Below are 15014 nucleotides of genomic sequence, written 5' to 3' on the forward strand. Positions count from 1 at the left end.
TTGTAGTCGAGTCACTGATTTAAGTCAATCAATCGGTGAAGATCTCGCGGTTCACCGAGTGCAGATACGGGATCGCGAGGAACGGCGCGATGTAGAAGATGTCGTAGAGCCACCACCCGATGACCGGGAAAACCACACCGGCGTAGCGGACGTCGGCGAACATCGTCATGTTGAACACGTAGCCGACCCAGATGATCACGCCCATCCAGCACGTCACGACCATCCACTGGTGCCCCCACCGCTTCATCTGCAGGAAACCGATACCCGCGGCGATGCGCATCGTGAAGACCGTGAGGATCAGGGCCACCTCCCAGGACTTCTCCCCCGGCCCGGCCGCGCCGCCGACCCACAGTTCGTTGTAGTGCCAGAAGTAGCCGGCGTCGAACATGTTCCCCCAGCCGTTCAACAGAACTCGGGCCAGCAGCGTGTGGTTGCCGACGAGGTCCAGCGCCCAGCCGACGGTGTTGATCGCGGCGTCGATGATCACCAGGTAGCCCAGCAGCGTGACCATCATCGGCCGCACCGAGAGGCCGTCACGCTGGGCGCGGCGCAGCAGCCAGACCCCGCGCAGGAAGATCGGCAGACCGAAGATGCCCAGCGCCGCCGTACCGATCAGCAGTGAACCCGAGATCAACCACTTGTCGGCCTGGCGCTGTGCGCGCCGCGACTGCTCGTGGTGGTCCTCGAGTGACACCTCGGCCACCCCGCCGTCGCGCCCGTCCCCGAAAGTCGGCACGTCCACTCCTCCCACTCGGGAGTCATCGTGACTGACTTTAGTCATCGATGCAATGGGCTGTGCGAGTTCGACGCCGGGGTCGTTGCACGCGCCATTTCACAGCCCTGGTGTCGAACTGGGCGTGCGGTGGGCTAAGGGCGGGCCTCGATACTGCGCAGGGTGCGCGCGACGTAGTCGTCGAGCAGAGCATCGCGGGTGGGCCAGTCGCTGGTGGTGATCATCAGCGCGTAGAAGCCCAGCAGGTAGAACACCGCGCTGTTGACCGGGTTGACCTCGGGGTCCACCTCACCGCGCTGTTGGGCCCGCTCGATCTCGTGGGCCACCGACACGATCAGCGGGTGGTCCTGCCCGTCTTCGGCCAGCACCCGGGACTGTGAGAAGTGCAGCGCCAGAAAGTCTTTGAACAAGAGCTTGCCCAGTCTGCGCTCGAGTGCGAGCACCACCCGCACCGCCTCCCGCAGTGCGCCGAGCAGGTCATGTGGTTTGGCGACGAACTGATCGAACTGCTTGGTGATGCGCTGCTCCTCGCGGCGCTCCAGTTCGAACAACACGTGCTCTTTGGTCGGGAAGTGGAAGAAGAAGGTGCCGTGCGCGACTCCGGCGGCCGCGACGATCGTGCCGACCTCGGCCTCGGCCATGCCGGATCGCTTGAACTCCGCGATGGCAGCGCCGAGCAGCCGCTCCCTGGTCTGCAGCCTCTTGGCCTCCCGTGCCGACAGCCCGTCCGCCACCGCCATGTCACTCCTTCGCCTCGAACCGACCACGACACTAGCCCCTGACGCGGCGGGCTGACTCCGGTCAGCGCAGATCCGCCCGCACAGAGAGGCCGCCATCCCCTACCGTGAGCAGGGTCCGACGCGAAGGAGCCACCCGTGAGTTTCGACGACTACGAGCAGTTGACGCTGACCCGCCGCGACAACGGCGTCCTGCTGATCACTCTCGACCGCCCGGAGAAGTACAACGCGGCCGACGAGCAGATGCACACCGAACTGGCCCGGATCTGGCGGGACGTGGCCGCGGACCCCGAGACCCGCGTCGCGGTCATCACCGGTGCGGGCAAGGCCTTCTCGGCCGGTGGCGACCTCGCGATGGTCGAGCGCATGGCCGGCGACTACGACCGCGTCTCGCACATGCTCTCCGAGATGAGCGATCTGGTCTACAACATCATCAACTGCGACAAGCCCATCGTCTCGGCCATCAACGGCGTGGCCGTCGGGGCGGGCACCGTGGCGGCCCTGCTCGCCGACGTCGCGATCGCCGCCGAGGATGCCCGCATCGGCGACGGTCACGTCAAACTCGGTGTCGCCGCGGGCGATCACGCCGCGATCATCTGGCCGCTGCTGATCGGCATGGCCAAGGCCCGCTACTACCTGCTCACCGGCGAGATGATCACCGGCGCCGAAGCCGAACGCATCGGCCTGGTGGCCAAGGCCCTGCCGCGAGACCAGGTCCTCGACGAGGCCCTGCGCGTCGCCGACGCCCTGGCCACCGGAGCCCAGCAGGCCATCCGGTTGACCAAACGCAGCCTCAACAACTGGTTGCGCACCGCCGGACCGACTTTCGAGCAGTCCGCGGCCTACGAGATGCTGACCTTCCTGGGCCCCGACGTCGTCGAGGGGTACACCGCGCTGCGCGAGAAGCGTGCCCCCCGATTTCCCTCCGCCCAGTGAGGGCTCAGCGCTGGCCCCGGGGTATGCCCGTCGACCACAGTGCCCACGCGATCAGCACCGGCTGAAAGAACAGGCGGATCAGACGACTGGTGTCGCTGTTGAGGCCGAAGGCGTCCGTATGGTTGAGGAACTGCGCGAGATTCCCCGGGAAGATCAGCACGAAGAACACCGCCAGCAGGCGGCCCACCAGCACGCGGTCCCGGGTCAGCAGCGCAAGCCCCACGCCGAGGGTGATCTCGACTCCACCCGAGGCCATCACGACGCCGTCGGCGTCCATCGGCACCCACCCGGGCACCTGCGCCTGAAACTCCGCGCGCGCCCAGAAGAGATGACTCAGCCCGGCGAACACCATCGCACCCGCCAAAGCGAGGCGGGCGATGGTGCGCGGGAGTGTGGTCGGCGGCGCTGGAGGCAGCGGACTCACTCGCCGGTGCCTGCCGGAAGGTGGTAGGCGAAGGACTTCTCCTGGCGCTTCGCCATCTTCTGCAGGCATTCATGGTGCTTGCGCGCGTGGTACGCCAGCGGGAAGTAGGTGAGCCGGTCGGGCAGGACGCGGTACGCGCCCCGAATCGTCGCGTAGATGCGATGGAGTTGACGCTCTTCGGCGTCGCTCCAGGTGACGCCGAGCTTGGCGCGCAGACGCGGGTCCAGCAGGCCCACGATCGACAGGTAGTTGAACCGCAGCATGGGGCGCAGTCCCCGCTTCGCGACGGGATGCAGCGCCTTGGGCACCGACGACAGCAGGTCCACCTGGCCGGTGATCATCTCCTCGACCAACTGCAGCGCCTGGGGCGTGCCCTCCAATTGGTCGATCATGGCCTCGTAGTAGTCGTCCATCTCCGCGCGCGTCGTCGGGTAGTCCCGCATCGGCACATGCAGCAGGTTCGCCAGTCGGCGATTGTCCCGCAGCAGTTCGTCCTTCTCGGAGTCGGTGAAGTCGCGGCCGATCAGCAGACGCCCGCCCCGCGCGGTGACGATGTAGCCGGTCGCGATGACCCACTGGTAGGCCCCGGGGTTGAGCGCACTGATCTGCTTCCCGGTCTCGGCGCTCTTCATCGTGATCGGCTTGTGCAGGGCCCGGACCCGGTCCCCCTCGGCCAGGGCCTCGGTGCCGCCGTAGGTCCACCGCAACACCGAGTCGATCGAACGGATCGCGCGGCCACCCGCATCACCGTGGAAGGCCGCCGAGTAGCGCCCGGTGATCTCGGCGATGACCGGGTGCATGGCCTGCATCATGAAGGCGGCGCCGTCGACGATCAGGAATGTCCACCGCCCGGTGTGCTCGGCGGTCAGGGAGTCCAGCGGCACCAGGTCACGCGGGCCGGCGTCGTACGCATCGGACAGGTCCCCGAGTTCGGGGGCGGCGGTGCGTTCCGGGGTGGCGGTCATCTCCCGACGCTAATGTGACCTCAAGGTCGCATTCAAGTCGCATTAGGAGTCCCCGTGGCCATCGATCACCCCAGGTCAGCCCGCCGGAAGTTGCCGAGGCAGGAGCGCTCTCGCGAGATGGTCGCAAAAATTGTGTCCACCACGGCGGTGCTGATGCACACCACCGGACCCGACGAGATCACCACCAACGCGATCGCGGAGAAGGCCGGCATCAGCAAGGGTTCGATCTACCAGTACTTCTCCAACAAGGAGGAGATCATCAACGCGGCCATCGAGCAGGTGGCCGCGCAGCAGGCGCCCGCGATCGAGGAGATGCTGCGCAAGATCACGATGGACGAACCGGAGACCGCGATGCAGTCGTCGATCGACATCCTGATCGACGTCACGATCGCCAACCGCAGGCTGATCCGCTACCTCGCCGAACGGCCCGATCACGTGCGCACGTTCGAGAACATCTCGGGACTCAACGCCACTCTGCTCGCGATGGCCACGCTGCATATGGGCCACTACCGCGATCAGTACCGCCACGAACTGAGCCCGCGGGCGCTGGCCTGGCTGTTCTTCAACATGGCCGTCGCCACCACCATGCGCTACATCGAGAGCGACGATCCGATCGACATCGATGAGCTGCGCAGCGGCCTCAAGTTCGCCTCGTCGGGACTGCTCGCGGGTGGTCGCCCCTGAAACCCACGACGCGTTCGCCGTAATGGATAGACGAAGGCGTGTCTTTGTCCGAATGGGCCATGCACTGGCCGCGTCGGCGAACCTAGTCTGAGGCCATGACAGCGACACTGACCGGCGGCCCCGACCTCGAGCAGGTGCGCCGGCTGATCACCGAGATCCCCGGCCCCCGCTCTCGCGAACTCGCTGAACGCCGCAAGGCCGCGCTGCCCACGGGTCTCGCCAGCGCCGCGGAGGTGTACATCGCCAGCGCCGGCGGTGGCGTCGTCGTCGACGTGGACGGCAACTCGTTGATCGACCTCGGCAGCGGGATCGCGGTCACCACGGTCGGCAACTCGGCGCCCGCGGTCGTCGCACGTGCCGCCGACCAGCTGACCCAGTACACGCACACCTGCTTCCTCAACGTTCCCTACGAGCCGTACATCGAAGTCGCCGAGCGCCTCAACGCGCTGACCCCCGGCGACCATGAGAAACGCACCGCGCTGTTCAGCACCGGCGCCGAGGCCGTCGAAAACGCCGTCAAGTACGCGCGCGCCGCCACCGGCCGCGACGCGGTCGTGGTGTTCGATCACGCCTTCCACGGCCGGTCGCTGCTGACCATGACGATGACCGCGAAGAACCAGCCCTACAAGCACGGCTTCGGCCCGTTCGCGCCCGAGGTGTACCGCGCGCCCATGGCCTACCCGTATCGCTGGCCGTCGGGTCCCGAGAACTGCGCGGACGAGGCATTCAGTCAGTTCGCCACCCTCATCGACGCCCAGATCGGCGCCGACCAGGTGGCCTGCGTCGTGGTCGAGCCCCTCCAGGGTGAGGGCGGCTTCATCGTCCCGGCCGAAGGCTTCCTGCAGAAGGTCGCGGAATTCTGCCGCGAGCGCGCAATCCTGCTGGTGGCCGACGAGGTGCAGACCGGCATCGCCCGCACCGGCGCATGGTTCGCATCCGAGCACGAAGGCCTGGTGCCCGACCTGATCACCACCGCAAAGGGATTGGGCGGCGGCCTGCCGCTCGCCGCGGTCACCGGCCGGGCCGACATCATGGACGTCGCACACGCCGGCGGCATCGGCGGCACCTACGCCGGCAACCCGGTCGCGTGCGCGGCCGCACTCGGAGTGTTCGACGAGATCGAGAACGGTGGCCTCATCGAGCGCGCCAAGGCCATCGGCGATCTCATCGTGCGGGAACTGCGCGGCATCGCCGAAACCACCGACATCATCGGCGAGATCCGCGGCCGCGGCGCGATGATCGCCGTCGAGTTGGTCAAGCCCGGCACCCGCGAGCCCAACAAGGAGGCAGTGGCCAAGCTGGCCAAGCACTGCCACGACAACGGCGTATTGACCCTGACGGCAGGAACTTTCGGCAACGTGCTGCGTTTCCTGCCGCCCCTGACCATCTCCGACGAACTGCTCACCGAGGCGTTCGCGGTGATCCGCGACGGCTTCGCCGCCCTCTAACCCACAGGAGTCCATGCCATGACCCTCACCGCACCCCCCGCCAAGAAGGCCACCTACGCGCCGCTGGAACTGTTCGAAATCGACCGCCTGCTCGACCAGGACGAGCGCGACATCGCCAGCACCGTGCGACAGTTCGTCGACACCCGGCTGCGGCCCAACGTCGAGGGCTGGTTCGAGTCGGCGACCCTGCCGCGCGAACTCGCCAAGGAGTTCGGCAATCTCGGTGTGCTGGGCATGCACCTGCAGGGCTACGGCTGTGCGGGCACCAGCGCCGTGAGCTACGGCCTGGCCTGCCTGGAACTCGAGGCCGGCGACAGCGGGTTCCGCAGCTTCGTGTCGGTGCAGGGCTCGCTGTCGATGTTCTCGATCTACCGCTACGGCTCCGAGGAGCAGAAGAGCGAATGGCTGCCGCGCCTGGCCGCCGGTGACGCCATCGGCTGCTTTGGCCTGACCGAACCCGACTTCGGCTCCAACCCGGCGGGCATGCGCACCCGCGCAAGGCGCGACGGCAGCGACTGGGTGCTCAACGGCACCAAGATGTGGATCACCAACGGCAACCTCGCCGACGTCGCGACCGTGTGGGCCCAAACCGACGAGGGCATCAGGGGCTTCCTGGTGCCCACCGACACACCGGGATTCACGGCCAACGAGATCCACCGCAAGCTCTCGCTGCGCGCCTCGGTGACCTCCGAACTGGTGCTCGACAACGTCCGCCTGCCCGCGTCGGCTCAGCTTCCGCTCGCCGAGGGACTGTCCGCTCCGCTGTCCTGCCTCAACGAGGCCCGCTTCGGCATCGTCTTCGGCGCCCTCGGCGCGGCCCGCGACAGCCTCGAGACCACGATCGCGTACACGCAGTCGCGTGACGTCTTCGACAAGCCGCTGTCGAGTTACCAGCTGACGCAGGAGAAGCTGGCCAACATGACGCTCGAACTGGGCAAGGGCGTGCTGCTGGCGCTGCACCTCGGTCGCATCAAGGACGCCGAGGGTGTGCGCCCCGAGCAGGTCAGCCTGGGCAAGCTCAACAACGTCCGCGAGGCCATCGCGATCGCCCGCGAATGCCGAACCCTGTTGGGCGGCAGCGGCATCACGCTGGAGTACTCGCCGCTGCGGCACGCCAACAACCTGGAGTCGGTGCTGACCTACGAGGGCACCTCCGAGATGCACCTGCTGTCCATCGGCAAGGCGCTCACCGGACAGGCGGCATTCCGCTGATGACCGCGAGCATCCAGCACCTCGTCGGTGGCGCGTGGTTCGACGGCAGCGGCGACGCCGTGCGCAGCGTGAACCCCACGCGGCCAAGCGTTGTCGTCGCCGAGGGCGCGGCGGCAACCGTGTCCGACGTCGACGCCGCGGTGAAGGCCGCCTCCGAGGCCTTCGCCGCGTGGGCCGCCACGCCACTGCATCAGCGCGGCGCCGTGCTCCTCGCGGCCGCCGACGTGGTGGACCGCAATGCCGAGGCCTGGGGCCTGGAACTGGCCACCGAAGAGGGCAAGACCCGGGCCGAGGGTGTCGGCGAGGTGCGCCGGGCCGCCCAGATCCTGCGCTACTACGGCAACGAGGGTGACCGCCAGACCGGCGAGATCTACGCCTCGCCCCGCGCCGGTGAGCAGATCCTGGTGACGCGCAGGCCCGTCGGCGTCGTCGGCATCATCACGCCGTTCAACTTCCCGATCGCGATTCCGGCCTGGAAGATCGCGCCAGCCCTGGTGTACGGCAACGCCGTGGTGTGGAAGCCCGCGAGCACCGTCCCCCTGTTGGCGCTGCGCCTGGCGCAGGCGTTGACCGAGGCGGGTCTGCCCCCGGGCGTGCTCAACCTGCTCGTCGGCGGGTCGGCCCTCGGTGACGCGATCGTCGGCCATGCCGGGATCGACGCCCTGACCTTCACCGGGTCGACCGGGGTGGGCCGTCGTATCGCCGCCGCCGCGGCATCGCGCGGCGTTCCCGCGCAGGCCGAGATGGGCGGCAAGAACGCCGCCGTGGTTCTCGACGACGCCGACTTCGACCTCGCGCTCGAGCAGGTGCTGTTGGGCGCGTTCCGCTCGACCGGCCAGAAGTGCACCGCGACATCGCGTCTGGTGGTCACCGACGGCATCGCCGACGAGTTCCTGGCCGCACTGGTGGCACGGGCGCAGGCCCTGGTGGTCGGTGATCCCACCGACGATGCCACGCAGATGGGTCCCGTGGTGAGCGAGTCGGCGAGGGAGTCCATCACCGCCGGGATCGAGACGGCCGCGAGGCAGGGTGCGAACCTGCTCACCGGTGGTGCGCCCTACACCGACGGCGTGCGCGGCGAGGGATACTTCGTGGCCCCCACCGTCGTCGAGATCGGTGACACGCCCGCCGATGTGTGGACCGAGGAACTGTTCGGCCCGGTGGTCGCGGTCCGGCGCGCCGCCGATCCCGAGGAGGCGTTCCGGCTGGCCGAGGACAGTGAATTCGGTTTGTCGGCAGCAGTTTTCACCCAGGATCTGACCCGGGCGCTGCAGGCCGTCGAGACCCTGGACGTCGGCGTCCTGCACGTGAATTCCGAATCGGCCGGCGCGGACCCCCACGTGCCTTTCGGCGGCGCCAAGAAGAGCGGGTTGGGCCCCAAGGAACAGGGTGGCGCAGCACGCGAGTTCTTCACCCACACCACCACGGTCTACCTGCGGGGCGGAGCACCCCGAGCATGACCGCACGCGCACTCGACGGAGTCGTCGTCGTCGATTTCAGCCGTGTGCTGGCCGGGCCGTACGCGACGATGATGCTCGGTGACTTCGGTGCCGAGATCATCAAAATCGAACGTCCCGGCACCGGCGACGACACCCGAGCTTGGGGTCCCCCGTACGACTCCCAGGGTGTCGCAACATATTTCAACTCCGTCAACCGCAACAAGCGCTCGGTCGTGCTGGACCTGACCGATCCGCAGGGCCGCGACGAGGCTCGTCGTCTCGTCGCGGGCGCCGACATCGTGGTGGAGAACTTTCGCCCGGGGACCATGGAGAAGCTCGGCCTGGGCTACGAGGATCTTCGCGAGCTCAAGCCCGACCTGATCTACTGCTCCATCACGGGTTTCGGCCGCGACAAGGGTGCGGCGCTGCCCGGCTACGACCTGCTGGTGCAGGCCGTCGGCGGCCTGATGAGCGTGACCGGAACCGAACCCGGCGATCCCACCAAGGCCGGTGTGGCCCTGGTCGACGTGCTGGCCGGCCTGCACGCCCTGTCCGGAATCCTGGCGGCACTGGCGCACCGAGACCGCACCGGAGAGGGCCAGCGAGTCGACACCAGTCTGCTTGCGGTGCTGCTGTCCTCGATGGTGAACCAGGCCTCCGGCTACCTCGGCGCAGGCGCGGTGCCGGGCATCATGGGCAACCGTCATCCCAGCATTGCGCCCTACCAGACGTTCGACACCGCGGACCGTCCCATCGCCGTGGCGGTCGGCAACGACAAGCAGTTCCGGGCCTTCGCCGGGGCGCTGGGCCGGCCCGAACTCGCCGACGATCCGCGATTCGTCACCAACCCCGCACGCGTGGCCAATCGAGATGAGCTGTGCGCGCTGCTGGAAACCGAGTTGAAGACCGAGGGCGCCGACCATTGGTATGAGCTCTTCAGTTCCGTCGGAGTGCCCGCCGGACCGATCAACGATCTGGCGGAGGCATTCGCGTTCGCGCAGCGCCTGGGCATCGAGGCGACGGTGTCTGTGCCGGACAGTCCCACTCCACAGGTGGCCAACCCCATCAGCCTGTCGGCCACTCCCGTGACCTATCGCAGCGGCCCGCCGAGACTCAGCGACGACGCTCGCCCAGAAGCCGATCGGCCTTGACCGCCAGCCACAGCTGAGTGCGCATATCGGCGGACTCCAGATCGTCGCCCAGCAGCGCCATGATGCGGCGCAACCGATTACGCAGCGTGTGCCGGTGCACGTCGAGGTCGGCGGCCGCAGCCTCGACCTGACCGTTGTACCGAAGGAACGCGGTGAGCGTCGCGATCAGTTCCCGGTCGTCGCCCAGCGCCTGCAGGGGCGCGGCCAGCATCTGGAGTTCGGCGGTGCTGCGACCGCCCAGCAGCGCGCCGAATCCCCCGAGTTGGCCGAACTCGACCAGTCCTTCGCCGCCGCTGTGGGCCGCGAGTCGGGCCTGCTCCAGACCGACCGCAGCATCGCCGATCCGCACGGGCGGACTCACTCCGGCGGCTGAATCGGCCCCGAGCGCGCTCAACACGCCTTCGATGCGGCGCCGGCTTCGCGCGGCGGGCAGCACCAGCACGACGTCATCGCCGATCGGCACCATCAGATGGGGACCCGAGCCGAGTGCCTCCGAGGTTCGATGCTGCGCGGACAGCACTGGCCCGACGTCCGCGCACACCGCGACCACGACCTCGGAGTTGGGCTCGAACCCGAAGTGACGCAGCACGCCGTCGTCCACAATTCCTGAGCCGCAGAGCATTTCACGAGCCACCGCGGCACGGAACATCTGCTCGGCCTCGACCATGCTGGCCGGTTTCTCGACGGCGATGGAGATCAGGGACACCGCGTGCGCGACGAGCAGCCGATCCGCATTGGACATCGGCCACTCGGTGCGCACCGCGAGATGGCCCCGCACGGGCCGAGCCGCGCGCAGTGCCTGAACCGTCACGTAGGCGGATCCGTCGGCCAGGACGGATGCCGCATGGCGCCGGGTCAGGTCGGTGTCGGCCAGCACCGCGGTGAGGCGGTCCTGGTCGGCGCCGACGGCCGCCAGCACCGCGCCATCCGTGCCGACCACCACGACCGTCGCCCCCAGGCAGTCCGCCAGGGCGTCGACGACGCCGGGGATGCCGCCCCGCAGTGTGGCGCGGGCCAGCACCTCCTGCTGGTCGACCACGCGCTGCACCGAACGCAGTTCGTCGGCCCGCAGCGCATCGATGACCACCCGGGTGATCGCGATGAACGGTGTCTTGGCCGGCACCTTGAGCACGGGCAGGCCGAGCGCGTCGCCCGCGGCCAACACACCCGGCGGCACCTCGGACAGGGTCGTGCCCGTGTCGACGGCCAACGCCGCGATTCCCGCCTTCGCCAATCGCTGGACATAGGCGAACTGCGCCGCATCGTCGGCGCCGATGTTGATACCCGTGGTCATCACCAACTCGGCGCCCGACAGATGAGGAGTGGGGTCGGCCAACTCGATCGCGTGTGCCCACGAAATCTCCCGGTCGGCGGCCTGTGCGCCGGCGGCCAGGGTCAGGCCGAGGCGCTCCACCGCGGCCAGACCCCGCGCCGTGATAGCCACGCGAGAAGTCTTACCTTCCCAACGCCGCCGCGGGCGCGTTTTCCTGGCGGCACTGTTCGGCCGCCGCGATGAACGCCTCGAACAAGCGCAGTCGATCCTCGACGGGGGCGTCCGGTTCCTCGGGATGCCACTGCACACCGAGGTAGAACTTGGTGGGGTCCTCGACGCTCTCGACGATGCCGTCGAGGGCACGCCCGGCGACCACCAGGCCCTCACCCACCTGATCGACGGCCTGATGGTGACCGTTGCGGACGATGGCCCGCTCCTTCTGCAGGATCGAGTGCAGCCGCGTGCCGGGGGTGATGTCGACCGGTTCATCGAGGAACACCGGCGCACCGGGGGCACCGTGGTGCAGCGTGTAGTCCTCGATGTCGCCGATCAGGGTGCCGCCGCGGGCCACATTGAGCAGCTGGTTGCCACGGCAGATGCCCAGGATGGGTCGCTGCGCGGCCTCGGCCGACCGGATCGCGGTCAGGGCATCGAGGTCGGCACGCTTGTCGATGCCGTAGGACTTCGGGTGGGGTGTGGTGCCGCCGTAGCAGGTGCAGTCGACGTCGCCGCCGCCGAGCATCAGCAGACCGTCGAAATCGGCGGTCGCCGACGGGTTGTGCAGCGGGGTCGTGCTGTCCCACAGGTCGAACGAGGCACCGAGCTCGATCAGCGTGCTCAACGCCCGGCGGGTGAAGCTCTTGACCAGCTCCGCTTCTTTGTCATCCATATCCGGGTAGTTCAGCGACAGTACGACGCACACATGCGCCCGAGGGTTCGACGGCACCGGCAGGTTCGGGATGACGTCCTCACGACGTACCCGAGCGGTCATTGGGATTCCTTCCTTTTTCGCGCTCGATCGATCAGGTCGGCGAAGAGCGCGGCATCAGTGGTCGAGGTCGCGTGCCGATCCTCGGGATGCCATTGGACCGCGACGACGTCGGCACGATCATGTTCGACCGCTTCGACCACCCCGTCGGCGGCGGTCGCGCTGACCGTCAGGCCGGGGGCCAGGCGGTCGATGGCCTGATGATGATACGACGACACATCGATGGTCTCGGTGCCGACCATGGCGTGCAGCCGCGTCCCTGAGATCACGAACACATCGTGGATCGCGTTGTGATGCAACGGGTCTGTCTCGGTGATGTGCTGATGCAGGGTGCCGCCCAGGGCGACGTTGAGCACCTGCATACCCCGGCAGATCGCCAGCGTGGGCAGGTCGAGATTGAGCACCGCACGCGTCACGCCCAGGTCGAAGTCGTCCTGGAACGCGACGGTGCCGGTGGTCTCCCGCGCGGGTTCGGCGCCGTAGCGCTGAGGTTCGACGTCGGCGCCACCGGGAAGCAGCACACCGTCGAAAGCCGTCAGACGGCTCTCGAGTTCGGCCAAGGGGTCGGCCGCGGGGCCGTGCAGGACGACCGGCTCACCGCCGGCCGCCCACACGGCCTCGCACACCGCCTCGGCGGCCAGGGTCGCCGAGAACCGAAGAATCGGTACCTGCGCACCCCGCCGCCCGATCACGGCCACCAGTGGACGAGGCACTCAGGCCTCGTCGAACGGGTAGTCGAGGGTCGGCAGCCATTCCTTCCAGACGTCCCGAAGACGGCCGGACTCGATGAGTCTGCCCAGCGCACCGTCGATCTCGGCCAGGGTGTCCGGCCGGTCCTTGGACACCGCGATCCCCCACCTGTTGGCGGTCTGCACGGTGAACGCGAGTTCGTAGTCGGGATGGGTGGCGCCCAACGGCACGAACACGACGTCGTCGTCGACGACGGCGTCGACGTCCTTGGCCAGCAGCGCGGCCAGCATGTCGGCGTAGACGTCGTCCGATCCCGCACCGAAGGGCACCGGGATGGCACCGGTGAAGGTCTCCACCAGCGTCATGTTGGTGCTGTTCTCGATCGCGGCGACCTTGCGGCCCACCAGATCCTCCGGGCTGCTGATCCCGGTGCCGCGCCTGATCAGCACGCCCTCGTGGAAGACCGCGTAGGGCCTGGTGAAGTCCACCTGGGCCTGGCGTTCGGCCGTGATGCCCTGACCGCACAGCACCGCGTCGGCGTCGCCGCGCTGCACCGCGGGGATCATGTCGACCCAGGGCACCCGAACCCACTCGACGGGCCGGCCGAGTTCGGCGCCCAGCGCCTCGGCGACGCCCGGTTCGTAACCCTGGCGGCCCTCTTCGGAGGTCCACAGTGAGAACAGCGGCGGTGCCTCAGCATCGAGACAGGCCAGCCTCAGCGCCGCGGTCACGGCGTGTCATCCCAGTACATATCGCGCTCCCAATCAGTGACATATCCACAGAATCTCGCCCACTCATCGGCGTGGAAGTCGATGAGAAGGTTCGACAGCTCAGGTCCGAATGCCTGAGTCAGCACATCGTCGGCGCGGAAGGCCTCGATGGCCGCGCCGAGCGTCAACGGCAGAGCCGGGAACCGATCGTCGACCGGGGCGTCGTAGGACGAGCCCTGCGTCGGCGCTCCGGGGTCCGTGGCGTTCTTGATGCCGTCTTCACAGGCGGCCAGGATCACCGCATGCGACAGGTAGGGGTTGACCGCGGCGTCGGGCAGCTTGTACTCGAGGCGGCCCACGGCTGACAAACGCACCGTGCAGGTCTTGTTGTCCAGGCCCCAGTTGATCCGGGACGGCGCGAACTGCCCTGCGTCCCAATACCGTTTGTAGGAGTTCACGGTCGAACCGTTGATCAGCATGGCTCCGGCCGAATGCGCAAGCAGACCGCCAAGCGCGTGCTGACCCAGGTCGGTCAGGTGCAGTTCGGTGCGGCCCGGTTCGGCCAGAACGTTGACGTCACCTTCGTTCCACAGGCTGAAGTTGTGGTGGCAGCCGTTGCCCATCATGCCGGTCGCGGGTTTGGGCATGAAGCTGGCCTCGATGCCGAGTTCACGGGCCACCTGCTTGCAGATCTGCCGGTAGGTGGTGAGCCGGTCCGCGGTCAGATCGGCCCTGTCGTACATGAAGTTGAGCTCGACCTGGTACTCGTCCTCGTAGTCACCCTCGACCATGTCGAGGCCCAGCGCCTGGGCGTACTCGACGACCTTCTTGACGATCGGACGGTTCCGCTCGAGGTGCTCGATGTGATAGGCCGGGCTGGATCCGGGCCGGAAGCTGGCCTGCAGTCCCTCGCCCTTCCAGGTCATCTCGGGCTCACACCCGGTGCGCAGTTCCAAACCGGTGCGGTCGGTGAACCCGGCCTGCAGACGAAGCAGCAGTCCGCGAGTGTCGCAGGCGAATTCGGTGCCGGCACGCTCGAGCAGGTGGTCCGGCTCATAGAGGCGGCAGAAGACGCGGGCGAACGTGGTGTCCCACGGCAGGATCGCGAAGGTGTCCAGATCCGGCACCGCGGTGTACTCGGGTGCATTGACGCCACCGGCCAGCAGCACGCCCTCGCGGGTGCCCTGCAGGTTGGCGACCGCGGTCTGGTGCTGCTGCACACCCTTGACCGCCAGGCGCTCGAAGTGTTTGGCCGGCACCACCTTCCCCACCACACGACCGGTGATCGTGATGGCCTGGAAGTAGACGAACTCCACGCCGCGTTCGGCGATGGTCGAGAGCGCCTCGGCCAGATGCGGACTGCTGGCGTTGACCTCCCGATGCGCGTCGAGCGCTGTGGTGCTCATCAGTTCTCCTCGATGAAGATGGCCTGCGCTGGGCACACGTCCGCGGCGTCCATCACGTAGTCACGCTCCGAATCGGCTGGATTGCCGTCGAATTCGAGATTTCCCTCGTCGTTGATCAGGAACACCGCGGGCGCGGCGATGGCGCACTGCCCGTGGTCCTGGCACTTGGCCATATCGACGGTGACACGCATGGGAAGTCCTTTCTGGGCTGCTGAGAA

The 15014-nt window shown here is 67.9% G+C and carries 16 protein-coding genes; 6 read left to right on the forward strand and 10 right to left on the reverse strand.

Annotated elements, in window-relative coordinates:
- Positions 1-28: 28 nt before the first annotated feature.
- Both G6N34_RS16555 and G6N34_RS16560 read right to left on the reverse strand, forming a co-directional pair.
- Entirely contained in the window at positions 29-742 is a 714-nt protein-coding gene (locus G6N34_RS16555) for a hypothetical protein (RefSeq protein WP_085148499.1), read from the reverse strand.
- A gap of 125 nt (positions 743-867) precedes the next feature.
- On the reverse strand, positions 868-1473 hold the full coding sequence (locus tag G6N34_RS16560) for a TetR/AcrR family transcriptional regulator (RefSeq protein ID WP_085148502.1): 606 nt from the start codon (positions 1471-1473) through the stop codon (positions 868-870).
- Positions 1474-1608: 135 nt separating this feature from the next.
- Between G6N34_RS16560 and G6N34_RS16565 the strand changes: the two genes are divergently transcribed.
- On the forward strand, positions 1609-2406 hold the full coding sequence (locus G6N34_RS16565) for an enoyl-CoA hydratase/isomerase family protein (RefSeq protein WP_085148504.1): 798 nt from the start codon (positions 1609-1611) through the stop codon (positions 2404-2406).
- Positions 2407-2410: 4 nt separating this feature from the next.
- Here G6N34_RS16565 and G6N34_RS16570 read toward each other — a convergent pair whose 3' ends face one another.
- Together G6N34_RS16570 and G6N34_RS16575 are read right to left on the reverse strand one after the other, a co-directional pair.
- Positions 2411-2758, reverse strand: coding sequence for a DoxX family protein (locus G6N34_RS16570; RefSeq protein WP_234812774.1), 348 nt, complete (start codon positions 2756-2758; stop codon positions 2411-2413).
- Positions 2759-2826: 68 nt separating this feature from the next.
- Positions 2827-3795 carry an oxygenase MpaB family protein gene (locus G6N34_RS16575; protein WP_085148510.1) on the reverse strand — a complete coding sequence of 323 codons (969 nt, stop codon included), beginning with the start codon at positions 3793-3795 and terminating at the stop codon, positions 2827-2829.
- A 117-nt stretch (positions 3796-3912) separates the two neighbouring features.
- Here G6N34_RS16575 and G6N34_RS16580 point away from each other — a divergent pair, with 117 nt between their 5' ends.
- The 5 genes from G6N34_RS16580 (at position 3913) to G6N34_RS16600 (ending at position 9729) form a co-directional block, all read left to right on the forward strand.
- Positions 3913-4479, forward strand: a complete 567-nt coding sequence (locus tag G6N34_RS16580; RefSeq protein WP_085148513.1) for a TetR/AcrR family transcriptional regulator — start codon at positions 3913-3915, stop codon at positions 4477-4479.
- Positions 4480-4574: 95 nt separating this feature from the next.
- Positions 4575-5927 (forward strand): 4-aminobutyrate--2-oxoglutarate transaminase, encoded by a 1353-nt coding sequence (gene gabT / locus G6N34_RS16585; protein WP_085148516.1) that lies wholly within the window; start codon positions 4575-4577, stop codon positions 5925-5927.
- A gap of 18 nt (positions 5928-5945) precedes the next feature.
- Positions 5946-7139, forward strand: a complete 1194-nt coding sequence (locus tag G6N34_RS16590) for an acyl-CoA dehydrogenase family protein (protein ID WP_085148519.1) — start codon at positions 5946-5948, stop codon at positions 7137-7139.
- A complete protein-coding gene (locus G6N34_RS16595; RefSeq protein ID WP_085148522.1) occupies positions 7139-8599 on the forward strand; it encodes an aldehyde dehydrogenase family protein in 1461 nt (486 codons plus the stop codon). The genes G6N34_RS16590 and G6N34_RS16595 overlap by 1 nt, the downstream gene beginning before the upstream one ends.
- Positions 8596-9729, forward strand: coding sequence for a CaiB/BaiF CoA transferase family protein (locus G6N34_RS16600; protein WP_085148525.1), 1134 nt, complete (start codon positions 8596-8598; stop codon positions 9727-9729). Before G6N34_RS16595 ends, G6N34_RS16600 begins: the two co-directional genes overlap by 4 nt.
- Here the strand turns inward: G6N34_RS16600 and G6N34_RS16605 are convergent.
- Genes G6N34_RS16605 through G6N34_RS16630 form a run of 6 tightly spaced genes read right to left on the reverse strand, consistent with a single transcriptional unit; the run spans position 9692 to position 14987 of the window.
- Positions 9692-11173: a PucR family transcriptional regulator gene (locus tag G6N34_RS16605; RefSeq protein WP_085148527.1), complete on the reverse strand. Its 1482-nt coding sequence runs from the start codon at positions 11171-11173 to the stop codon at positions 9692-9694. The two genes, G6N34_RS16600 and G6N34_RS16605, sit on opposite strands and share 38 nt — an antisense overlap.
- A gap of 10 nt (positions 11174-11183) precedes the next feature.
- On the reverse strand, positions 11184-11993 hold the full coding sequence (locus tag G6N34_RS16610; protein ID WP_085148530.1) for a gamma-glutamyl-gamma-aminobutyrate hydrolase family protein: 810 nt from the start codon (positions 11991-11993) through the stop codon (positions 11184-11186).
- Positions 11990-12703, reverse strand: coding sequence for a gamma-glutamyl-gamma-aminobutyrate hydrolase family protein (locus G6N34_RS16615; RefSeq protein ID WP_085148533.1), 714 nt, complete (start codon positions 12701-12703; stop codon positions 11990-11992). Before G6N34_RS16615 ends, G6N34_RS16610 begins: the two co-directional genes overlap by 4 nt.
- Positions 12704-13411, reverse strand: a complete 708-nt coding sequence (locus tag G6N34_RS16620; protein ID WP_085148536.1) for an ABC transporter substrate-binding protein — start codon at positions 13409-13411, stop codon at positions 12704-12706.
- Positions 13408-14796: a glutamine synthetase family protein gene (locus G6N34_RS16625; RefSeq protein ID WP_085148539.1), complete on the reverse strand. Its 1389-nt coding sequence runs from the start codon at positions 14794-14796 to the stop codon at positions 13408-13410. Before G6N34_RS16625 ends, G6N34_RS16620 begins: the two co-directional genes overlap by 4 nt.
- Positions 14796-14987 carry a ferredoxin gene (locus G6N34_RS16630; RefSeq protein WP_085148542.1) on the reverse strand — a complete coding sequence of 64 codons (192 nt, stop codon included), beginning with the start codon at positions 14985-14987 and terminating at the stop codon, positions 14796-14798. Before G6N34_RS16630 ends, G6N34_RS16625 begins: the two co-directional genes overlap by 1 nt.
- Positions 14988-15014 lie beyond the last annotated feature (27 nt).

Origin of the sequence: Mycolicibacterium confluentis (assembly GCF_010729895.1) — a bacterium.
GTDB classification, from domain to species: Bacteria; Actinomycetota; Actinomycetes; order Mycobacteriales; family Mycobacteriaceae; genus Mycobacterium; species Mycobacterium confluentis.